The organism is Streptomyces pristinaespiralis, from assembly GCF_001278075.1.
Taxonomy (GTDB): Bacteria; Actinomycetota; Actinomycetes; order Streptomycetales; family Streptomycetaceae; genus Streptomyces; species Streptomyces pristinaespiralis.
On sequence record NZ_CP011340.1, the window covers coordinates 448856 to 469344 of the forward strand.

The 20489-nt window shown below is 72.6% G+C and carries 18 protein-coding genes; 6 read left to right on the plus strand and 12 right to left on the minus strand.

Features of this window, described 5'->3' with window-relative positions:
* Positions 1 to 2: 2 nt before the first annotated feature.
* Both SPRI_RS01695 and SPRI_RS01700 read left to right on the plus strand, forming a co-directional pair.
* Positions 3 to 884, plus strand: a complete 882-nt coding sequence (locus tag SPRI_RS01695; protein WP_005307404.1) for a diacylglycerol/lipid kinase family protein — start codon at positions 3 to 5, stop codon at positions 882 to 884.
* 337 nt (positions 885 to 1221) lie between these two features.
* Positions 1222 to 2358: an FUSC family protein gene (locus tag SPRI_RS01700; RefSeq protein WP_005307407.1), complete on the plus strand. Its 1137-nt coding sequence runs from the start codon at positions 1222 to 1224 to the stop codon at positions 2356 to 2358.
* 97 nt (positions 2359 to 2455) lie between these two features.
* Here SPRI_RS01700 and SPRI_RS01705 read toward each other — a convergent pair whose 3' ends face one another.
* Positions 2456 to 2902: a VOC family protein gene (locus SPRI_RS01705; protein ID WP_005307409.1), complete on the minus strand. Its 447-nt coding sequence runs from the start codon at positions 2900 to 2902 to the stop codon at positions 2456 to 2458.
* Between the two features lie 249 nt (positions 2903 to 3151).
* Between SPRI_RS01705 and SPRI_RS01710 the strand changes: the two genes are divergently transcribed.
* Positions 3152 to 3934: a DUF899 domain-containing protein gene (locus SPRI_RS01710; RefSeq protein ID WP_005307412.1), complete on the plus strand. Its 783-nt coding sequence runs from the start codon at positions 3152 to 3154 to the stop codon at positions 3932 to 3934.
* A 25-nt stretch (positions 3935 to 3959) separates the two neighbouring features.
* Here the strand turns inward: SPRI_RS01710 and SPRI_RS01715 are convergent, their stop codons facing one another.
* The gene (locus tag SPRI_RS01715) at positions 3960 to 4337 is read right to left on the minus strand and encodes a helix-turn-helix transcriptional regulator (RefSeq protein WP_050791666.1); all 378 of its coding nucleotides are present in this window, start codon (positions 4335 to 4337) and stop codon (positions 3960 to 3962) included.
* 173 nt (positions 4338 to 4510) lie between these two features.
* On the opposite strand from SPRI_RS01715, the gene SPRI_RS01720 reads away from it, so the two are divergent.
* Complete coding sequence (locus SPRI_RS01720; protein ID WP_005307418.1) at positions 4511 to 5302, plus strand: sortase domain-containing protein; 792 nt, start codon at positions 4511 to 4513, stop codon at positions 5300 to 5302.
* Between the two features lie 66 nt (positions 5303 to 5368).
* Here SPRI_RS01720 and SPRI_RS01725 read toward each other — a convergent pair whose 3' ends face one another.
* From SPRI_RS01725 to SPRI_RS01740, 4 genes are all read right to left on the minus strand, one after another.
* Positions 5369 to 7594, minus strand: coding sequence for a catalase (locus SPRI_RS01725; RefSeq protein WP_053556653.1), 2226 nt, complete (start codon positions 7592 to 7594; stop codon positions 5369 to 5371).
* Positions 7595 to 7768: 174 nt separating this feature from the next.
* Positions 7769 to 8497, minus strand: coding sequence for an SDR family NAD(P)-dependent oxidoreductase (locus SPRI_RS01730; protein ID WP_005307424.1), 729 nt, complete (start codon positions 8495 to 8497; stop codon positions 7769 to 7771).
* Between the two features lie 130 nt (positions 8498 to 8627).
* Positions 8628 to 10802, minus strand: a complete 2175-nt coding sequence (locus tag SPRI_RS01735) for a SpoIIE family protein phosphatase (protein WP_037772922.1) — start codon at positions 10800 to 10802, stop codon at positions 8628 to 8630.
* Between the two features lie 214 nt (positions 10803 to 11016).
* Positions 11017 to 12495: an aminotransferase class I/II-fold pyridoxal phosphate-dependent enzyme gene (locus SPRI_RS01740; protein WP_005307429.1), complete on the minus strand. Its 1479-nt coding sequence runs from the start codon at positions 12493 to 12495 to the stop codon at positions 11017 to 11019.
* A gap of 162 nt (positions 12496 to 12657) precedes the next feature.
* Between SPRI_RS01740 and SPRI_RS01745 the strand changes: the two genes are divergently transcribed.
* Entirely contained in the window at positions 12658 to 13539 is an 882-nt protein-coding gene (locus SPRI_RS01745; RefSeq protein ID WP_037772923.1) for an LLM class flavin-dependent oxidoreductase, read from the plus strand.
* Between the two features lie 16 nt (positions 13540 to 13555).
* Here the strand turns inward: SPRI_RS01745 and SPRI_RS01750 are convergent, their stop codons facing one another.
* Both SPRI_RS01750 and SPRI_RS01755 read right to left on the minus strand, forming a co-directional pair.
* The gene (locus SPRI_RS01750) at positions 13556 to 14191 is read right to left on the minus strand and encodes a TetR/AcrR family transcriptional regulator (RefSeq protein ID WP_005307434.1); all 636 of its coding nucleotides are present in this window, start codon (positions 14189 to 14191) and stop codon (positions 13556 to 13558) included.
* Positions 14188 to 14574: a VOC family protein gene (locus tag SPRI_RS01755; protein ID WP_037772924.1), complete on the minus strand. Its 387-nt coding sequence runs from the start codon at positions 14572 to 14574 to the stop codon at positions 14188 to 14190. Before SPRI_RS01755 ends, SPRI_RS01750 begins: the two co-directional genes overlap by 4 nt.
* 185 nt (positions 14575 to 14759) lie before the next feature.
* Here SPRI_RS01755 and SPRI_RS01760 point away from each other — a divergent pair, with 185 nt between their 5' ends.
* Complete coding sequence (locus SPRI_RS01760; protein ID WP_005307439.1) at positions 14760 to 15779, plus strand: PRC and DUF2382 domain-containing protein; 1020 nt, start codon at positions 14760 to 14762, stop codon at positions 15777 to 15779.
* Between the two features lie 303 nt (positions 15780 to 16082).
* Here the strand turns inward: SPRI_RS01760 and SPRI_RS01765 are convergent, their stop codons facing one another.
* The 4 genes from SPRI_RS01765 to SPRI_RS01780 form a co-directional block, all read right to left on the minus strand.
* A complete protein-coding gene (locus tag SPRI_RS01765; protein WP_005307442.1) occupies positions 16083 to 17348 on the minus strand; it encodes a hypothetical protein in 1266 nt (421 codons plus the stop codon).
* A gap of 54 nt (positions 17349 to 17402) precedes the next feature.
* On the minus strand, positions 17403 to 18020 hold the full coding sequence (locus SPRI_RS01770; RefSeq protein WP_005307445.1) for a dihydrofolate reductase family protein: 618 nt from the start codon (positions 18018 to 18020) through the stop codon (positions 17403 to 17405).
* Positions 18021 to 18053: 33 nt separating this feature from the next.
* Complete coding sequence (locus SPRI_RS01775; RefSeq protein ID WP_005307449.1) at positions 18054 to 19178, minus strand: aldose epimerase family protein; 1125 nt, start codon at positions 19176 to 19178, stop codon at positions 18054 to 18056.
* A gap of 152 nt (positions 19179 to 19330) precedes the next feature.
* The gene (locus SPRI_RS01780; protein WP_005307452.1) at positions 19331 to 20353 is read right to left on the minus strand and encodes a LacI family DNA-binding transcriptional regulator; all 1023 of its coding nucleotides are present in this window, start codon (positions 20351 to 20353) and stop codon (positions 19331 to 19333) included.
* Positions 20354 to 20489 lie beyond the last annotated feature (136 nt).

The window sequence follows — 20489 nt, forward strand, 5'->3', positions numbered from 1 at the left end:
TCATGCGACAGTTCACCGCCGTCGTCAATCCCGCCGCGGGCGGGTCGAGCGGTACGGCGGCCCTGCTCCCGCTGGCCCGCCTCCTGAGGGAGGCCGGGGCACGGTTCGACACGCAGTACAGCCGCAGCCTGGAGCACGCCCAGGACGTGGCACGCCAGGCCGCCGGGCAGGGGGATGTCGTGCTGGCCGTCGGCGGGGACGGCATGGCCGGCCGCGTCGGCGGGGCGCTCAGCGGTTCCGACGCCGTGTTCGGCGTCGTCCCCGCCGGGCGCGGCAACGACTTCGCCCGGGCCCTGGGCCTGCCCTCACGGACGGAGGAGCTGGCGGACCTGCTGCTGAACGGCTCACCGCGGCCGGTCGACACCATCGAGGTCACCTCCGCCGTCCACGCCGGGACATCGGTGCTGGGCAGCGTGTACGCGGGCGTGGACGCGGTGGCCAACCGGCACGCCAACACCTCACGGCTGCTGCGGGGTGCCGCGTCCTACTACGCGGGCGGTCTGCGCGCCGTGCTCGGCTGGCGGCCCGCCGCCTACCGCATAACGGTCGACGGCACCGAGCACGAACGGCGCGGCTACACGGTCGTCGCGGCCAACTCGGGCTTCTACGGCTTCGGTCGCAACATCGCACCGGGCGCACGGCTCGACGACGGCCTGCTGGATGTCGTCGTGATCAACCACGCCCCCAAGCGGCTGTTCTTCGCGATGATGAACGAGCTGAAGACGGGCGCCCACCTCGGGCGGCCGCAGGTGGAGATCCTCAGAGGCCGGGAGATCCGGATCGAGGCCGACAGGAGCGTGCCGTACGGCGCGGACGGCGAGGTCGACGCGGCCCTTCCGGTGACGGTCAGGGTCCAGCCGGGCGCACTCCACGTGATCTGCTGACGCCGGCGCGGCGTTCGGGAGCGCGCAGCGCCGTTCTCGTGGCGGGCCGGCAGCGTTTTCCGGCGGCCGGCCCGGCGGGGCCGCCGTCAACGATCGCCCTCTCCACCCGGCGTTACCACCGTCGGGACGGGCTCGTGAGCACCGCGTACCGCCTTCTGAGCGAGGCCGGCTGACCGCCACGGGAGACGCGCCGGTGCGACGGCCGACCGCCACGAGGGACGCGCGGGGGGATTCGGCCGACGACTGCGGGTTACACGTACCAGGTCCCTGTGATGCCGTGAAGGCCGTCACCGGCCGGCCGGGCCGGCCGGTGACGGGCGTGAAGTGGAGGTGACCGGTGGCCTTGCGGCGCTGGGTGGCGTGGGAGCTGTCCGCGGTGTGGACCTCCGTACGGAGGGCCCTGACGGAGGCCGGGTCCGAGCGGGACCTGGCGGTCCAGTCTCTGAAGGCCGCCGGCGCCGCCGTACTGGCGTGGGCGCTGGTCGGCTGGTGGTGGAACGCGCCGATGGCCCTGATGGCGCCATGGACCGCGGTGGTCCTGGTGCAGAGCACCGTCTACCGCTCGCTGCGGGCCGGGACGCAGCAGCTCGTCGTGATCGCGCTCGGTACGCTGCTGGCGACGGGGGCGGCCGCGCTGACCGGGAACACCATGGCGGCGATGGCCCTCGCCCTTCCTCCGGCGGTGCTGCTGGCGAACTACTCGCGCTTCGGCGACCAGGGCGTCTACGCGCCGACGACCGCCATCTTCGTGCTCGCGTACAGCTCCTTCTCCGGGACGGCCATCGCCCACCGCCTCTTCGAGGCGCTCGTCGGGGCGGCGATCGGCATCGGCGTGAACGCCCTGGTCCTGCCCCCTGTGCACCTCCGCGACGTGCGGGACAGCCTGGACAGGCTCGGCCGTGGCAGCACGGATCTGCTGCGTGCCATGGCCGATGACCTGGAGAGCGGTTACGACCGGACGAGCGCCGAACAGTGGCACGAGGGTTCCCGGCGGCTCGGCGGCCCCGTCCAGGACCTGCGCAACGCCCGCGGCTGGACTCAGGAGAGCTACCGCTTCAATCCGGGCTACCGGCTACGGCGGCGGACGGACCCCCCGCCGGACCACTGGGACACGTACTGGACCGAGCTCGCCGACCGGCTCGAGTCGGTGACGGCGACGCTGGTGGACATGACGGGTGAGTGGCGCAGCCTCGCGTCGCCGCCCGGCCCCGCGCTGCGCTGCCTGCCGGAGCTGTTCCGGGCCATGGCGGACGTCTGCGAGGCGGACCGGGCCGCGCTCGGCGCGGCGGCGCCGCCCGACGGCGACGCGCGCAAGGCGGCGATGGGCCGGGCCTGGGAGGCCCATCACCTGCTCAAGCGCCATCTGATGGCCCACGACCACGAGACGGTGACCGCGGTGGGCGGGCTCGCGGCTCAGACACAGCAGTCGCTGTACCTGCTGGAGGCCGGGCCCGCTCCGGCCCGGCAGTCGTGACATCCGCACGTCGCGCGGGTCCGGGCGGCCCGGCGTCCGGGGCGACGTGCGTGTCCGGCCGCCCTCGTGCCCGGCCTTCGTGCGAGCCGGACCGGTGTCAGCAGGTCCAGTCCTTGTCGGTGTCGAGGTCGCCCTGGCGACGCTGGGTGAAGGAGAACCAGTTGCCCGAGTCGTCGCGGAAGATCGCCTCGGTCCCGTAGGGGCGCTCCTGCGGCTCGGAAAGGAACTCCACGCCGCGTGCCTTGAGCTTCTCGTAGTCGCCGTGGATGTCGTCGGTGGCCAGGACACCCGCGCCGAGGACTCCCTTGGAGACGAGGGTCGTCATGGCCTCCGCGGACTCGGGGTCCATCGAGGACGCGCTCGGCACCATCAGCGTCAGCTCCACGTCGGGCTGGCCCTTCGCGCCGACCGTCAGCCAGCGCATGCCTCCCTCGCCCATGGTCATGTCCGTCCGCACTTCGAGGCCGAGTTTTTGCGTGTAGAACTCCTTCGCCCGGTCCTGGTCGAGCACCCAGACGGTGGAGATGGCGAGGCCCTTGATCATTTCGTGCTCCTGGATGAGAGGTTTCTGCGGCCCTGCCACCGTAGGCAGCGAGGCCCTGCGCCTGCTTCTTCAGAATTGCTGCGCCTGAGAGCTCGTCCGTCAACGTGTCGGCCGGCGTCGTCCCCCCTCCCCCGGCCGGGCCGATCGTCCCGGCCTGCGATGAGTTCCGGACGGGTCGCGAGTCTGCACCGGTGAGCGTCGTAGCACGCGTACGCCGCCGCCCCGGCACGAGACACCACGGAGGACACCATGGCCACCACGCCGGACGAACCGACCAACGCGCTGCCCGGCCGTCCGCCCGTGGTGGACATGGCGACCTGGCAGGCTGCCCGTGACGAGCTCCTGGTCCGCGAGAAGGCCCACACCCACGAGGGCGACGCCATCGCCGCGGCCCGCCGGCGGCTGCCGATGGTGGAGTTCGACGGGACGGTGGAGGTCGTCGGACCGGACGGCCCCGTCCCGTTCCTGGACCTGTTCCAGGGGCGCGACGAACTCGTGGTCTACAAGCACATGTGGTACGACGGCGCGCCGCACCAGGGGCAGTGCGAGGGCTGCACCACCACGGCCTGGCATCTGAAGGACGCCGTCTATCTCAACGCCCGTGGCGTCTCGTTCGCCGTGCTGACCACGGGCCGCCCGGAGGAGGTGGCCTCCTACGTGGAGTTCATGGGCTACACCCAGCCCTGGTACTCGGTACGGGGCGCGGACGCGCCGGTCGGCGGTGACATGGGCTACCTGACCTGCTTCCTGCGTGACGGCGACCGGGTGTTCCTCACCTACTCCACGACGGGCCGTGGCAACGAGAGGGTCAACGGGTCCCTCGGCCTGCTCGACATGACGCCCTACGGCCGCGGCGAGGCGTGGGAGGACAACCCCGACGGCCGGCCCGAGGGCCGTAGCCCGTGCTGGTCCTGGCGCTCGGACGCGGACGGGAACGCCACCTGGGGCCCGACCAGCCGCCCCGTGCCGCAGTGGACCCGCCCCGGCGCGACCCCCGTGGAGACGCTCGGCCGGCACGGCACCCACCATTGACGCGCCTGAGCCGGCGACGACGACTTCACGGACGCTTCTCCACAGGCGCGCGGGACGGCGAGAACCCGCCGGCCCAGAGCATCGCGTAGCACCCGGGTATGAGGGCGGCGCCGCGGCCCACGTGCTTGGCGCGGTACTCGCTCGGTGAGAGTCCGGTCTGCTTCTTGAAGCGGGCGGAGAACGTGCCGAGGCTGCTGAAGCCGACGAGGGTGCAGATCTCGGTGACGGAGAGATTCGCGGTGCGGAGCATCTCCTCCGCCCGTTCGACCCGGCGGCGGGACAGGTACTGGCCCGGTGTCTGCCCGTACACGGCCTTGAAGGCCCGGACGAAGTGGTAGCGGGAGTATCTGGCGTGGGCGGCGATCGCGTCGAGGTCGAGCGGTTCCGCCCAGTCGCGGTCCATCGCGTCCTTGGCGAGGCGCAGCTGCCGTAGATGGTCCGGGTTCGTCACGCTCCCATGCTGGCACGGGGCACCGACAGCGGGGAGCGCCGGAGCGGGTGGGGGCCATTGACGCTTGAGGGGAACATCTGGTCGGATCGTGTTGTTCTACGCCAAACAGGTCACAGCGATACCGCGTGCCTGCCGTTCCCGGCTACGGATTCCGGCTGCCCATGATGCTCTCCCGAACTGCACCCGCCGCCCTCATAGGCGTGACCGTCCTCCTCTCCGGTTGCGCCGGCGCGGGAGCGGCCGAAGGTTCCGGCACGGCCGGCAAGGCGGCCGTCAGCGCCGCGGCGCCGGCCAGGGCCACCGCCGACGCACGGGGCACCGCCACTCCCCCCTCCCCCGCCGCGCCCGTCTCCGGCTCCGGCGCGCCCGCGTCCACGGAGCCGCCCGCCCCGGCCTTCGATCCCCGCACCGAGGCCGCGGTGCTGTCCGTCCCGGCGATCGGGCTCGAGGACCTGCGGGTGGTGCCGTACGAGGGCACCACCGACGACTGGCCGGGCACCCGGATCCAGAACCGGGGTGTGGCGGCGAGTCCGTACGGCGACCGGGGTGGCGTCGGGCCGGGCGAGGTCGGCAACTATCTGGTCACCGCGCATCGCCTCTCCTCCGGCGGGCCGATGCGGGACGTGCCGGCCCTGGACAAGGGCGATTCCGTGTTCGTGACCGCGGGCGGTTCGGTGTACGAGTACGTGATCACAGAGACCCGTCAGACGTCGTTCCGCTCGGAGCGTTCGCTCGCCGAGCAGCGGGCCGCGGTACCGGGCCACCCCGGCGAGCGCCCCACCAAGGCGATGATCACCCTCTCCACCTGCGCGACTCCCGAGGACGACGCGGCGGGCAACTTCTGGCGGGACGACAAGGGCAACCCGGAGCACCGCATCGACAAGATCGGCGTGCTGCGCGAGGTGTCCGACCGGTAGACGGCACGGCGCCGCCCGGCCGCCCCCTCAAGGGGACCGGCCGGGCGGCGGCCGTATCGGCGCTTGTCAGGCCGCGAAGCGCTCCCACACGCGGTGGCTGCCCAGGAGCCGGGTGATCTCCTCGAGCGTGCCCTCCTCGCCGCGGCCGGTCACCACTCCCGGCGCGTCGGCGGGCACGCCGGCCGCCGCGAGTACGTCGTCCGCGCCTGCCCAGCCGCCGATCGCCTTGCCGTGCCGGTACGCCTCGGACAGCATCAGCAGCACCCTCGGGTCGGATGCGCCGGCGCGTCCCGCCGCCGGGTCGCCCGCCTTGGCGTCGCGGGCGCCGATCGCGTCGGCGGCCGGGCCGGGGGCTCCGGCGAGCAGCAGGGCGTCGAACTCGATCGAGCGCGCGGTGGCGAAGGTGCGCTGCACGGCCACCGGTTCCCCGCCGTCGCCGAGCGCGCCTCCGTCGGGGCCGACGACCAGTGGAACCATGCCCGCCGCCAGCACGGACCGTCGCACGGTACGGACTCCGTCGAGGTCGCAGCCCGCGTCGGCGACGATCCCGATGACACGGCCGTCCAGCGGCCAGGTCTGTCCGACCTGCGAGAGCGCCGGGCTCGGCTCCACGGACGCGAGAGGCTCCGTCGGCTCGGGCGCGGGCAGGCCGAGGGCGGCGGCGACACCGGCGCACAACTCGGGGTCGATGTTGGCGAGGACCCGCAGGCCGCGTTCCTTGACGGCCTGCTCGTAGCATTTGCCCAGCTCGAACGAGTAGGCGGCGATGATGTGTTCGCGCTCCACGGGCGACATGCTGAGCCAGAACCGGCGAGGCTGGCTGAAGTGGTCGGCGAACGAGTCCGGCGCCTCGCGGACCTTCTTCGCCGCCGGCACCGTGACGGGCACCTCGACGTAGGCGCCGAGGTCCGCCCCTGCCTGGAACGGGCAGCCGCCGTCGAGCGAGTTGGGCCGGTAGGGCGCCACACCCCGGTGCACGGCCGTCTGGTGCATGCCGTCCCGCAGCATGTCGTTGACCGGTGCGTGGGTGCGGTTGACGGGAATCTGGGCGAAGTTGGGGCCGCCGAGCCGGCTGATCTGGGTGTCCAGGTAGGAGAAGAGCCGGCCGGACAGCAGCGGGTCGTCCGTGATGTCGATTCCGGGGACGAGGTGGCCCGGGTGGAAGGCGACCTGCTCGGTCTCCGCGAAGAAGTTCGACGGGTTGGTGTTCAGGGTCAGCAGTCCGATCGGCTGTACCGGCGCCAGTTCCTCGGGGACGATGTTCGTCGGGTCGAGCAGGTCGATCCCCTCGAACGTCTGCTCAGGGGTGTCGGGGAAGGTCTGGACGCCCAGTTCCCACTGCGGGTAGGCACCCGCCTCGATGGCGTCGGCGAGGTCCCTTCGGTGGAAGTCGGGGTCCATCCCGCTGGTGATCTGCGCCTCCTCCCACACCATGGAGTGCACGCCCAGCTTCGGTTTCCAGTGGAACTTCACCAGCGTCGTGTCACCCACGGCGTTGACCAGGCGGAAGGTGTGGACGCCGAATCCCTCCATCATGCGGAACGAGCGGGGGATGCCCCGGTCCGACATGTTCCACAACGTGTGGTGGGTGGCCTCCGTGTGCAGGGTGACGAAGTCCCAGAACGTGTCGTGGGCGCTCTGCGCCTGCGGGATCTCGCGGTCGGGATGCGGTTTGCCGGCGTGGATGATGTCCGGGAACTTGATCGCGTCCTGGATGAAGAAGACCGGGATGTTGTTACCGACGAGATCGAAAGTGCCCTCTGTCGTATAGAACTTGGTGGCGAAGCCACGGGTGTCGCGCACCGTGTCGGCGGAGCCGCGGGAACCGAGGACCGTCGAGAAGCGGACGAAGACCGGCGTCTCGACGTCCTTGCCGAGGAACGCCGCCTTGGTGATCTGCGCGGCGGTGCCGTAGCCCTGGAAGACGCCGTGCGCCGCGGCGCCGCGCGCGTGGACGACCCGCTCCGGGATGCGCTCGTGGTCGAAGTGGGTGATCTTCTCACGCAGGTGGTGGTCCTGCAGCAGGACGGGGCCGCGGCTGCCGGCCTTCAGGGAGTGGTCGGTGTCCGGGAGCCGGGCTCCCTGTGCGGTCGTCAGGTACGGACCGGCCTGCGCGACGGCCGCCTGGTCGGCCCCCGTCTCCTGTCCGGTCGGGCTCACGGTCGCCGGGCCGCTCTGGTCCGGTTTGGGCGGGAGCGGCTCCCTCGGCTTTGTCGGTTCGTCGACGGTGGGCGGTAGCGGTGACGGCCTGCCGGGGATGCCGCCTTCGGCGCCGGAGTTCTTCCGCTTCATGCGTCCTCCACGGGTACGGGTGCCGGACGCCGGAGAGACTCCGCCGCCTCGGACATACTCAGCCGATTCTTCTGCCCCAGCGGGCACACGGCAGTCCCGGTACGCCCATCCCGGTGGGCCGGACGGCGAGCAGTGGCCCCCGCGGTGAAGCACCCGTCCCGTGACGTGAGGCGCCTACATTCCGCCCGCGACGCGCAGCACCGCTCCCGTGGTGTACGACGCGTCGTGCGAGAGGAGCCAGGCGACCGCGCCGGCGACCTCCTGCGGCTGTCCGGCCCTGCCCATGGGCACATTGGCCGCGACCTTCGCGGGCCGCTGCGGGTCCTCGTGGAAGTCGGTCCAGATGGTGCCGGGGGCGACGCAGTTGACCCGGATGCCGTCGGCGGCGACCTCCTTGGACAGACCCGTCGTCATGGCGTCGACGGCCGCTTTGGTGGCCGCGTAGTGCACGTACTGGCCAGGGCTGCCGAGAGTGGCGGCCGCGGAGGAGATGTTGACGATCGCACCGCCGCCGGAGCCGGTCATGTCACGGACCGCACGGCGGGCGCAGAGGAGGTATCCCCACACGTTGACCTCCAGGGCGCGGCGCATCCCTTCTGCGTCGGCGTCCGCGAGGCGGCCGTTGGGCCCGCTGATGCCGGCGTTGTTCACCAGGCCGGTGACGGTGCCCAGTTCGGCCGCGCTGTCGAAGAGACGGTCGACGGACCGCTCGTCCGCGGTGTCGACCCGGACGGCAAGGGACCGGCGTCCGGCCGCGCGGATCGCCTCGGCGACCTCGTGCGCGGCGGCCTCGTCGGACCGGTAGCCGATCACCACGTCGTGGCCTTCCACGGCGAGGCGGGCGCAGACAGCGGCGCCGATTCCGCGGCTGCCGCCGGTCACGACGGTGAGTTGCTGACGCAAGGCGGGCTCCGGTCGTACGGGGGCGGGGCACATGCGGACCGACTTTAATCGGCCCCCCTCGGCCGCCTCACCTCGGCCTGCCCGGACGCTGCCGTCGGCGGACCACCCGGGCAGGCGCGGGAACCGCCGGTCAGGGCATCGACCGCAGCAACAGCAGCGCGGTGTCGTCCGTCCGGTCGCCCGAGGGCAGTGCTCCCTGCATGAGCTGGTCGGCCAGGGCCTCGAGGTCGTGGGCGCCGACGGCCAGGGAGCGGGCGAGTTCGTCGATCGCGAACCCGATGTCGGTGCCAGGCCGTTCCACCAGTCCGTCGGTGAAGAGGGCCATGACGCTGCCGGGCGGCAGGGCGACCTCGACGGACAGGTAGTCGGAGGTCTGCTCGATGCCGAGCAGCAGGCCCGGTGGCACGGCCACGGTCCGGGCCTTGCCGTCGGGGTCGCGCAGCAGCGGCGGCGGGTGGCCCGCCGTGGACAGGCGGGCACGTCCGCGGGCGAGATCGATCTGCACGTAGAGGCAGCTGGCGAAGAGTCCCGGATTGAGGTCGGTGAGGAGGCGGTTGGCGCCGGCGAGGACGTCGTTGGGAGATGCTCCGGCGAGGGCCTGCGCGCGGACCGCCGTCCGGACCTGGCCCATCAGCGCGGCCGCGGGGACACTGTGGCCCTGGACGTCGCCGATGACGGCCGCGGCCGTGGTGGCGTCGAGGCGGATCAGGTCGTAGAAGTCGCCTCCGATGTCCATGCCGCGGGTGGCGGGCAGATAGCGGGCGGTTGCCTGAAGGTTCTTCAGCGAGGGCAGGGTCTGCGGGAGCAGGCTCGTCTGGAGGCTGCGGGCGAGGCCGCTCTTGGTGTCGTAGAGGTGCGCCCGGTCGAGGGCCTGGGCGACCAGACCGCCGAACGCGGTGAGCATGGCCCGTTCGTCGTGGGCGAAGGGCCGGGGGCGGTCGTAGGCCAGGACGCAGCAGCCGATCGGGCGGCCGGCCGCCACGAGCGGCAGGAACGCCCAGGCGTGATTGCCGTCGTCGCCGACCACGTTCGGAAACGCGTCCTGAAGTTCGCGGCGGGAGGCGAAGAACGCGGGCTCGCCGGTGCTCACCGCGCGCCCGCTCGGGTTGTCGGGTGCCAGGGGCACTCCGCCGAGCTGTTCGGCCTCCTGCAGGCCGTATCCGCTGTGGCCGCGCAGCCGCAGCCGGCCGGCGTGGGTGGCGAGCAGGGCGACGGCGTGGGCTCCGAAGCTGGGGGCGATCTGGTCCACGACGAGCTTGATCACGTCGGGCACGCTGAGCGCCTCGGTGAGAGCGGCGGCGAGGTGCGCCATCCGGTAGAGGACGTCGGCGCGGGGCGCGGTCGGGGCCGGTGCCCTTCCGGTCTCCCGCAGTGCGGGCGGACCGGCTGCGACGGCGGCCTCGGCGGGCGCCGGTTGGGCGGACGAGGTGGCTGCCTCGCCTCCGACCAGCCGGGAGGGCGCGATGCGGACGCTGATGCCCCGTGCGTCGGGGTAGAGCTCGAGGGACAGCCACAGGCCGTCGGGGCGCCGCACGGTGAACGAGGTGGGCCGGCGGCTCATGACGGCCGAACGGTAGCGGTCCTCGAAGACGGGGTCGTCGAGCCACGGCAGGAGCTCCCAGGGCCGGGCGCCCGTCAGCGCCACGATGTCGGAGCCGACGAGCTTCGCCCCTGTGGCGTTGACGAAGGTGACCCTGCCGTCGAGGTCGAGCGCGCAGCAGCCCTCCGGCAGGCGTTCGGTGTAGTCCACCGCGGCGAAGGCCTGGGACTGGGTGACCCGGCGCCCGCGGGGCACCGGCGTCAGCCGCGGTTCGGCGTTCGGCAGGACGGGGTGACCGTTCTCCTCCGCCCGGCGCAGGGCCGCCGCGGCGTGGCCGCACGTCCTTTCGAGAGCCTTCCGCCAGGCCGGATCGATCTCCAGGGACTGGGAGCCGGGCCAGAGCACCAGGAGCCCGCCCCAGGTGCGGCCGGTGCTGGTGACGGGGGCGGCGGCGAGGGCGAACGAGTAGGGCAGGGCCAGCCCGAGGCGCGGGTAGCGGCGGGCCAGTTCCCCTTCCGCCCCGACCCAGATCAGGCGGTCCTCACGGACCGCCTGGGCGAGCGGGCCGGAGGCGGAGACGCCGACCCTGGCCCACGGCATGGCGAGACTGGAGGGCACTCCGGCGAGGACCACGGCACTCAGCACCTGGCTCCGCGGCGGCAGCACGTAGATCCCGCCGCCGTAGCCGCCTGTCTCCCGCAGGGCCCGGGACAACAACCGCTGCAGGGCCTCCACGGCACCGTCCTGCTCGTCCGCCGACGCCATGACCTAGTCCTTCGCGGCGGGCCCGGACCGTGCCGTACCCGCGCGGTGCGGCGCCGTCCGGCGGACTCCCGCCGCGGGCCGACCGGGCCGGGGGCCGAGGCCGGAGCGTTCCGGGCGGCCGGTCGGCGCGGGACAAGGTACAGGTTTCATCATTTGTGGACATTACGCCCATACCGCTATGGTCCGCACCCTTGGGCCGCGGACCGGGGAACGCTCAGGAACCGGACCGGTCCTCCACGGTCACCCGCACCGTCCTGACCTCGGGGTCGGCGCCGTCGGGGACGACCATGCCGGCGTCGACACCGCTGCGCAGGTACCGCAGCGCCGCCTCGTTCAGGCGCTCGCCGGGCAGCGCCGCGGGGATGCCCGGCGGGTAGGGGGTGAGCATCTCGGCGCTGACCCGGCCCACCGCCTTCTCCCACGGGACCTGCTCGACCCTGCCGAAGTAGGCGTCACGCGGCAGCATGACCTGCTCCAGCCGCAGCTCGGCGGGTTCGGGCACCTCCACCTCGGGCGCCGGCCGCAGGTGCGGCGCCTGGGCAGGCACGTCCCGCAGGGCGGCGAGCAGCCGCTCCGCGGAGTTCTCGTCGTCCGCGTGGGTCAACTGCGCGCTGATGCGCCGGTGGTCGGCGAGATGGAGGTTGACGCGGTGGGTCCGGCGCAGCCGGTCCGCGATCCGGTAGCCGGTCGTGCCGAGCTCGCTGACGTCGATGACGATTTGCAGCGGGTCCATGTCGGTCGCACGGCCGGGACCGCAGAGGTCGTCCCTGCCGTGGACGTGCAGGCCGTCGATGTCCTCGATGCGGGCCCGGACGTCGCCGGCCAGCGCCAGCGCCGCGTCGTACAGGGCACGGCCGTGCTCGACCATCTGGCGGCGCCATCCGTCGAGCGCGGCGTAGATCAGCGTGGAAGGGCTCGTCGTGCCCAGCAGATCCTCACGGCTCTTGAGGACCGTCGGGTCGATCAGGTCGCCCTGGAGGTGGAAGACGGAACCCTGCTCGAGACCCGAGCCCATCTTGTGGACCGAGGTGACACACACGTCGGCCCCGGCGTCCATGGCCCATGTCGGCAGGTCGGGGTGGAAGGGCAGATGGGCGCCCCACGCCTCGTCCACGATGAGCGGCACCCCGTACTCGTGGCACGCCTCCGCGATGCCGGTCAGGTCCGAGCAGGTCCCGTAGGGCGTGGGCGTCGTCACCAGCGCCCCGCGGGCGTCGGGGTGCTCCTCGAAAGCGGCACGGAAGGCGTCCGCGGACGGCGGGTGGGCCATGCGCCGGTCCGCGTCCCACTGGGGCTCCACCCAGACGGGCCGGATGCCCGCGAGCACGAGGCCGGAGACCACGGACTTGTGCGCGTCCCGGCCCACGAGCAGCTTCTCGTGAGGGCCTGCGACGGCGAGCATGGCCGCCTTCACGGACAGCGAACTGCCGCAGGTGGAGAAGAAGGTGTGTTCCGCCCCGACGGCGTCCGCCATCAGTTCCTGGGCGTGCTCGAGGACCGAGTGCGAGGAGGTCCGGTCGTCGAGGCCGCTGATCGCGAGCACGTCGGACCGGAACACATCGTCGCCCATCACCGCTCGGACCCGTGGGTCGGCGCCGCGGTGCTGCTTGTGCCCGGGCGGCGTGAAAGGGGTCTGTTGCTCCGCGTGGTACGCGGCCAGCGCTTCCAGTACGGGTGTCCGTGAGTGGTCCATGTGGCTCCGCTTCCCTTCGGGACGGCACGAAAACTGACGGGCTGGACCGAACGAGGCATTCCGCCACGACTCCCGGCCGATCTTCCGGGCCCGCGAAGCCCCCGCCGCCTTGCCACGAAAAGCGGTTGTCGGCGCCCGGGGCCGACGGGTAGTAGTTCTCGCATGACCTCTCTCGGTGCAGTGTTCCGCCCGCAGTTGCCTCCCGAACGGTTGCGCGAGGTGGTCCGCACGGCGGACGCCGCCGGGCTGGAGGAGCTGTGGCTCTGGGAGGACTGCTTCCTGGAGAGCGGTATCGCCACGGCGGCCGCCGCCCTCGCCTGGTCGGAGCGCCTTCGTGTGGGCGTGGGCCTGCTGCCGGTCCCGCTGCGGAACGTCGCGCTGACGTCGATGGAGGCCGCCACACTGCACCGGCTCTTCCCCGGCCGGGTGGCCCTGGGCGTCGGGCACGGTGTGCAGGCGTGGATGGGGCAGGTCGGCGCGCGCGTCGAATCGCCGCTGACGCTGCTGCGTGAGCATCTCACCGCCATGCGGGCCCTGTTGGCGGGTGAGCGGGTGACGGTGGACGGCCGGTACGTGAAGCTGGACGGCGTCGCCCTCGACTGGCCTCCGGCGACGGCGCCTTCGGTGCTGGCCGGGGCGACGGGGCCGCGCTCGCTGCGGCTGACCGGCGAGGCGGCCGACGGAACGATCCTGGACGCGGCCGTGCCGCCCGACGGGGTACGAAAGGCCCGCGGGCTGATCGACGAGGGGCGGACGGCGGCAGGACGCACCGGCCGACACGAGATCGTCGTCTACCTCCACACCGCGACCGGCCCCGGTGCCGAGGGACGCCTCGGGGCCGAACTGGAGCGCTCCGGAGGAGCGTCGACGCCCGGACTCGGCGTGGCGGGTGACGCGGGCACGGTGGCGAAGGCCGTCCAGCGGCTGGTGGAGGCGGGAGCGCACACGGTCGTGCTCCAGCCGACGGCCGACGAGCCGGACCCGGAGGGGTTCGTGCGGTTCGTGGCCGAAGAGGTGCGCCCCCTCGTTCCCCGGCTGCCGTAAGGATCCTGACCCGGCGTCAGTGCCGGTGCCTGGCGTGGGCCGGCATTTCGCTCACCCTGACCAGATGGTCGAAGTCGACCGCCGCGCCCTGCAGCAGGAGGTCCACCAGCGGGCGTGCGGCCGCCTCTCCGGCCACGGTGTCGCCGAACAGGGCCCGCTGATAGACCACCGACGCGAGGAGGTCGACCAGCAGGTCCGGATCGACGCCGGCCCGCAGGTCGCCGCGGTCGACGGCGCGCCGCACCGCGACCATGGCGGCGTGCCTGCTGGGCCGCACGAGCACGTCGATCAGCCGCCTGTGCAGCGCGGGGTCGTGGGCGCAGTCCGCGACGAGCGGAGCGAGCACCCCCGCAGGCAGCCGGTCGAGAAGCGCCTCCGCCAGCAGGCCGACGCTCTGGGTCAGGTCGCAGCGTGTGCAGCCGTTGTCCGGAACCGGCGGCGTGACCAGCACGGACGCGAGAGCGTCGGTCACCAGACTCTGGCGGGTGGGCCAGCGCCGCCGGATGGACGCCTTCGTCGTGCCCGCCCTCGCCGCGACCGTCTCGAGGGCGAAACGGGAGTATCCGTGCTCCCGCAGCACGTCGAGCGTCGCGGCCACCACCGCGGCGTCGATCGCCGGGTCGCGCGGACGGCCGGCCGCGGGGGGTGTCACTGTGCGGCGTCCTCGGGGTACCAGCGCAGTTCGACGGTGTTGCCGTCGGGGTCCTGCACGTACACCGACCAGGCGTCACCCCGGGCGCCGTACCGCTCCACCGGGCCCTCCAGGACGGTGAACACGCCCGAGTCGATGACCTGCTGCCAGTCCAGCGGGTCGACGACCAGGCAGATGTGGTCCACGTTGGACTCGCCCCGGGGGCGGCTGACCAGGTCGATGATGGTCGCGGGAGTTATCCGGACGGACGGGAACGGCACTTTGCCCGCCCGCCACTCCTCCACACGTACGGGCTCCAGCCCGAGCGGTCCGCAGTAGAACTCCAGAGCCCGCTCGACGTCCTGGACGTTGAGCACCAGGTGGTCGAAGTCCTTCACTCGCATGAGTCTCCCCCTCGTTTGAATTCGAACCGGTTCGTATCGTAAACCTGACACCCGCACTCCCACAAGAGGCAGCGGTGCGGAGTACGGGAGCGCGGCGCGCGAGACACCCTCTTCCGTTTTGGGTCGTTTAGTCGCTTTTCTAACGGCTACCCGGGCGTCCAGGGACGTCCGAGAAGGAGGAAGTCGTGATCACCAAAGCACAGATCCGGAACGTACTGGACCATCCGGTATACGACGCCGACGGCAACAAGGTCGGCAACGCCAAGCATGTCTTCCTCGACGACGCCACCGGCGAACCCGACTGGGTCAGCGTCCAGACGGGCATGTTCGGCGGCAACGAGTCGTTCGTGCCGATCCGGGACGCCAACATGGTCGAGGACCACCTCGAGGTGCCCTACCCGAAGGACACCATCAAGGACGCCCCGAACGTCGATGTGGACGCAGGCGGCCATCTCTCGGCGGAGGAGGAAGAGCGCCTGTACCGGCACTACCGCATCGACTGGGACTCCGCGTGGAAGCGCGCCAACCAGCCCTCCGAGGGCGGGTGGGCCAGCGGCGGCGAAACAGGCCAGGCGGGCACAGCGGGAGCCGCGGGCGCGGCAGGTGCGGCAGGTGCGGCCGGCAAGGCCGGCAAGGCCGGTACGTCGGGCAGGAGCCGGGCCGGAGCGGGCCAGGGCATGACCGGCGAGACCCCGGCCCACGGACGCGGGGCGGCGGGCGACCGGACCCGCGGACGCGACATGGCCGGTGAACGCCGGGACATGGAGGGCCGGGAACGCCGGGGCGACACCGACGCGGCGATGACCAGGTCCGAGGAGACCATGCACGTCGGCACCGAACGTCACGAGGTCGGGCGGGCAAGGCTGCGCAAGTACGTGGTGACGGAGGAGCAGCAGCAGACCGTTCCGCTCCGCCACGACGAGGTGCGCGTCGAGCGTGAGCCGATCACCGAGAAGAACAGGGGCGAGGCGCTGTCCGGTCCGGAGATCTCCGAGGCCGAGCACGAGGTCACCCTGTACGAGGAGAGGCCGGTCGTGGAGACCCGCGTCGAGCCGGTCGAGCGTGTCCGGCTGACGACCGAGGAGCACACGGAACAGGAGACGGTCAAGGGCCGGGTCCGCAAGGAGCGGATCGAGGCCGAGATACCGGACGAGGGCGCCGAGCGGGCCTCTCGTGAGAAGCACGAGCGCCGCGGCCCGGGCTGACCTGTCCGACACGGTCCACGTCGGCCGCGACGGCCGCGTGGGGTGAGGGTGACGAGGCGGACGGCGCCCGGCGGTTGTGAGGACCGGCCGGGCGTCGTCCGCCTCACTGTCCGCCTCGGCGGCCTGCCCCCTACGCGGTACGACGCTGCCGCCGGGGGCATGTGGGCGGACCGGGCGCCGCACCTCTGGTTCTCGCCGCGCCTCTAATTCTCGCCGCGCCTCTGGTTCTCGCCGCAGTTCTGGTTCTCGTCGGGCGGACCGGGTCTCGTCGCGCCGGTCCCGTCTCGTGGGCTCTCGTCGGCGTCAGCGAGCCGGCGCGGAGGGTGTCGTGCCGGCACGGGGGCCGTGCAGCTGCTCCAGGCGCCGCTGGAGCAACTGGAGCGCGCCGCGCTGACGGCCCGGCACCCGCTGCCGCAACGCCACCAGGGCCGGGGCCAGTTGCCGTGCCCTGGCCGCGTCCCTGATCTGCTCCCACTGGTGATGGGCACGGTCCACGGCCGCTTCGACGTCCGGATCGTCGGCGGTCTGCTGACGGCCGAGCCGCACATCGGCGGCGGACATCCACAACTCGCAGCTGCGGGCCGGGTCCTGGGCGAGCCGCGCGAGGTCCGCCCGGACCTCCAGCCAGTGCAGCACCTGCACGGAACCGGGCCCGTGGGCGCGCAGCGCCTCGTTCTCGCAGGCGGCCGCGGCGGCCGCGGCCTCGTCGTGACGTCCGGCCCGTGCGGCGGCGAGAATCGCCGGATGAGGGTCGGCAGCGACCGGCGTGGGACCGCCGACGGGGGCGGTCGCACTGCGCGGGCCCGGCACGGTGACGTACCCGTGCACGGGTCCCGTGGTGTGCCCGGCCGGGTGGGGCACCGGATGCCCCGGACCGTGCGAAGGGGCGTGCGCGGGGGTGATGCCGAACAGGACCGCGCCGTCCGGAGCGTCCTCGGATGCCGCCTGCGCGGCGGCCTGTTCATGGAGGTGCGCCAGGGGCGGGCGTGCCCCGCTGCGCCAGATCGCGGCCACGGCCTGCAGATGGACGGGCGCGACGACGGTGCGACGACCGGGAGCGGGAGCGATCCGCCCGTACATCCGGGTCCCGTCGCCGAGCAGCAGCCGGCCGCCGGTGACCTGCTGCCAGGCCTCCGTGTCGGCGACGAGGTCCAGCACCACCGTGGTGGTCCCCGGTCGCCGCGTCTTCAGCTCTCCGGCCAGCCAGTGCCAGGGCAGGGCCGTGTAGCGCATCGTCGCCGGTGCCGTGCGGGCGAGGGCGAGGTGCAGCTGCCGCTGCTTGCGGTCCACGTGCAACTGCCCCGCCAGATACAGGTGCAGCGGTCCGGGCGAGGCCGCAGCGGCGCGGATGCGGGTCAGGACGGTCTGTGGATCGAGCGGGTCGGCGAGCTCGATCACCGTGGCCGCGGCCGCGCCGGCCGTACCGGCGAGGACGTCCGCCGGTACGGCCGCGAGCGCGGGCAGCACGGATGCGGCGTCGATGAGACGCCCCTTGCCGGCCGGGGCGGCTGCGAGGAGCAGCGCGGTACCCGGGGCCGGACTCTCCCGGTTCTCCCCTGTGATCAGCACATCAGCACCGTACCCGGTCACGCGGGGGCGGGGCGGACGGCCGCCGCACGACGGCTATTTGTGGACGCGGTACTTCAGGTGCGTCGCCAGCGGGGTGTCGACGACCCTGACGATCTCGAGGCGCCGCCGCTCCGCCCCGAGGTCGTCGAACAGCCGCAGGCCCGCACCGAACAGGACGGGGACCACATGGAGTTGGAGCTCGTCGATCAGCCCGGCACGCAGGTACTGCTGGACGGTCCGTGCTCCGCCGGCGATGTCGACATTGCGCCCACCGCACACGGCCTTGGCCTGTTCCAGCGCGCTGTGGATGCCGTCCGTGACGAACGTGAAGGTGGTGCCGCCCTCTTTGACGAGCGTCCTTCGGGGGCGGTGGGTGAGCACGAACACCGGAGTCCGGAAAGGCGGTTCGTCGCCCCACGGCTCCTCACCGGTGTCGTACATCGTCCTGCCCATGACCACCGCTCCGGTCGAGTCGAACCACTCCCTCATGATCTCGGAGTCCTCGTTGTCCTCGCCGCCGGTCATGCCCTGGCGTTCACGCCAGGAGGCGAGGTTGTGGATCCACTGGAACAGTGCCTCGGCGCCCTTGCCTCCCGGGTTGTCGGGGCTGATGTCCGTGCCTGCGACGAAGCCGTCGAGGGACATGGCGAGATCGGCGGTGACGACGGTCATGCGGAGCTCCTCATGGGGTGCGGTGTGCTGGTCTCACCCTTGCGTCGATCGGGAGGCGCCGTTTTCGACATCCTCGCCCGGTGACTTCGCGGTCAGGTGCGGGAAGCGGAATTCGGTGCGGCTGTGCCAGGGCTCCTGCGGGCGTACGACCGTGGTGGGGTACTCGGGCCGGTTGGGGGAATCGGGCAGGTGCTGGGTCTCCAGGCAGACGCCCGAATACCGTTCGTGACGCCGTCCCGAGGGGGCGGCGAGCGACCCGTCGAGCTGGTTGGCCGTGTACACCTGCACGCCGGGTTCCGTGGTCCACACCTCCATGACGCGCAGCCCGCCGGGAGCGCTGAGCCGGGCGGCGCGGCGTGGTGCGGCGGCCGGGCCGGCGGGGTCCAGCACCCAGCAGTGGTCGAAGCCGCCGGCGGCGCGCAGCTGTTCGTCGGGCATCGTGAGCCGTTCGCCGAGGACACGCGGCTCGGTCAGGTCGAAGGCCGTGCCGCGTACGTCCGCGGCCGGGCCCTCGGGGATGCCGGTCCCGTCGACGGGCAGGTAGCTCTCGGCGTCGACCTGCAGCGTGTGTCCGCGGATGTCGCCCTCACCGGTGAGGTCGAAGTAGGCGTGGTGGGCGAGGTTGACCACGGTGGGCCGGTCGGTGGTGGCGGTGAAGTCGACGGCGAGGGTCCCCTCTGCGTCGATGCTGTACGTCACGCTCACGTCGAGTGCGCCCGGAAAACCCATGTCGCCGTCGGGGCTGTGCAGCGACAGCCGCACGGCCGCGGTCTTGTCGCCGGGCACCTCTTCGGCCCGCCACACCTTGGTGTCGAAGCCGCCGGGGCCGCCGTGCAGGGCGTGGCCCCGGTCATTGGCCGGGACGTGGTAGCGGGTCCCGTCGAGGGTGAAGGTGCCGTTGGCGATGCGGTTGGCGAAGCGGCCGACGACGGCGCCGACGTAGGCGTTCTTCTCCGCGTAGTCGCCGATCCCGGGCAGGGCGAGGACCACGGAGGTGTCCTCGCCCCGGGTGTCGGGGACGGTGAGCGAGTGGAGGACGGCGCCGTAGGTGAGGATCTCGGCGCGCACGCCGTGGCCGGAATCGAGAGCCCAGAGCTCGGTCTCCTCACCGCCGGGGAGGGTGCCGTAGGGGGTGCGGGTGACGGTCGGGCGGGGCATAGGGATCCTTCGGGCGAGAAAACGGATGGCGGACGGGCGGGTGGTCGCGGAGCAACCCGGCGGGGCGGGTGCGTCATCGGAGCACGGTGGGCGGGCCGTGACGCGGGAACGCGGTGGCCGGGCGTGGCGCGGAAGTGCGGTGGCCGGGCGGGTCAGCGGGGGCGCGGCGGGCGGGCCGTCGACTCCCTGACCACCAGGCGGTATCCGGGACGTTGCCGCCGTGGTTCGGGGGCCGTGCCGCCGGCGAGGCGTTCGACGAGGCTGTCGACCGCCAGCCGGGCGATGGCCTCCTTGTCGGGGGAGATCGTCGTGAGCGTGGTGGCCCCGTACCGGCCCTCCTCGATGTCGTCGAACCCGACCACGGCGACGTCGCCCGGGACGGTCAGTCCGCGTTCGGTGAGGGTGCGCATCGCTCCGACGGCGATGAGGTCGTTGTACGCGAAGACCGCGTCGGGCCGCTCGCCGCGGTCGAGCAGGGCGGCCATGGCGCTCGCTCCGTCCTCGCGTCCATAACCGTCGGTGACGACCACAAGGGCGTCGTCGGCCTCGAGTCCGGCCGCTGCGTGCTCCTCGCGCCAGCCGCGCAGCCGCAGGTGGGCGGGCTGGCGCTCGCGTCCGGTGCGGGAGCCGAGGAAGGCGATACGGCGGTGGCCGAGGCCGATGAGGTGGCGGACCGCCTCCCGGGCCGCGGCGACGTTGTCGATGGCGATGTGGTCGTACGGCGCCTCGTACTCCCGCTCCCCCAGCAGCACCAGCGGGGCGCTGTCCGTGCGTGCGGTGAGGTCCTCCGTCTCGAGGTGGATGGGGCTGAGGATGAGCCCGTCGATGACGTGGGCGCGGAAGCCCTGGCTGACGAGGAGTTCCTTCTCCCGCAGTCCCGCGGTGTGGTCCACCAGGACGGTGTAGTCGTGCCGGGCGGCGGCGTCGACGACCGCGCCGGCCAGTTCCGCGAAGTACGGGTTGCCGAACTCCGGCACGGCGAGCGCGATGATGCCGGTGCGGCCTTTGCGCAGGTGGCGAGCGGTGAGGTTCGGCCGGTAGCCGAGCTCGTCGATGGCCTGCTGCACCTTGGCACGCATCTGGGGCGTGACGTGCGGGTAGTTGTTGACGACGTTCGAGACGGTCTTGATGGACACGCCCGCCCGACTGGCGACGTCCTTGAGGCTGACGCCCACGGCACTCCTTGACTCTCGGTGCGGCAGTACCGCTGTGACGGTGTGCAGCTGGTGCTCCCGCCGTTTCACGCCGGACGGCACCGCGCCACGACGACCACGATAAGGAAGCGGCCCGCCGGTCACGGAGCGGTAGGAC

Excerpts from the sequence above, each read along its gene's own strand:
- SPRI_RS01695 (WP_005307404.1), top strand. The coding sequence starts at position 3 with ATGCGACAGTTCACCGCCGTCGTCAATCCCGCCGCGGGCGGGTCGAGC.
- SPRI_RS01705 (WP_005307409.1), bottom strand. The coding sequence starts at position 2,902 with ATGATCAAGGGCCTCGCCATCTCCACCGTCTGGGTGCTCGACCAGGAC.
- SPRI_RS01710 (WP_005307412.1), top strand. The coding sequence starts at position 3,152 with ATGGCCACCACGCCGGACGAACCGACCAACGCGCTGCCCGGCCGTCCG.
- SPRI_RS01715 (WP_050791666.1), bottom strand. The coding sequence starts at position 4,337 with ATGGACCGCGACTGGGCGGAACCGCTCGACCTCGACGCGATCGCCGCC.
- SPRI_RS01725 (WP_053556653.1), bottom strand. The coding sequence starts at position 7,594 with ATGAAGCGGAAGAACTCCGGCGCCGAAGGCGGCATCCCCGGCAGGCCG.
- SPRI_RS01735 (WP_037772922.1), bottom strand. The coding sequence starts at position 10,802 with ATGGCGTCGGCGGACGAGCAGGACGGTGCCGTGGAGGCCCTGCAGCGG.
- SPRI_RS01740 (WP_005307429.1), bottom strand. The coding sequence starts at position 12,495 with ATGGACCACTCACGGACACCCGTACTGGAAGCGCTGGCCGCGTACCAC.
- SPRI_RS01745 (WP_037772923.1), top strand. The coding sequence starts at position 12,658 with ATGACCTCTCTCGGTGCAGTGTTCCGCCCGCAGTTGCCTCCCGAACGG.
- SPRI_RS01755 (WP_037772924.1), bottom strand. The coding sequence starts at position 14,574 with ATGCGAGTGAAGGACTTCGACCACCTGGTGCTCAACGTCCAGGACGTC.
- SPRI_RS01770 (WP_005307445.1), bottom strand. The coding sequence starts at position 18,020 with ATGACCGTCGTCACCGCCGATCTCGCCATGTCCCTCGACGGCTTCGTC.
- SPRI_RS01775 (WP_005307449.1), bottom strand. The coding sequence starts at position 19,178 with ATGCCCCGCCCGACCGTCACCCGCACCCCCTACGGCACCCTCCCCGGC.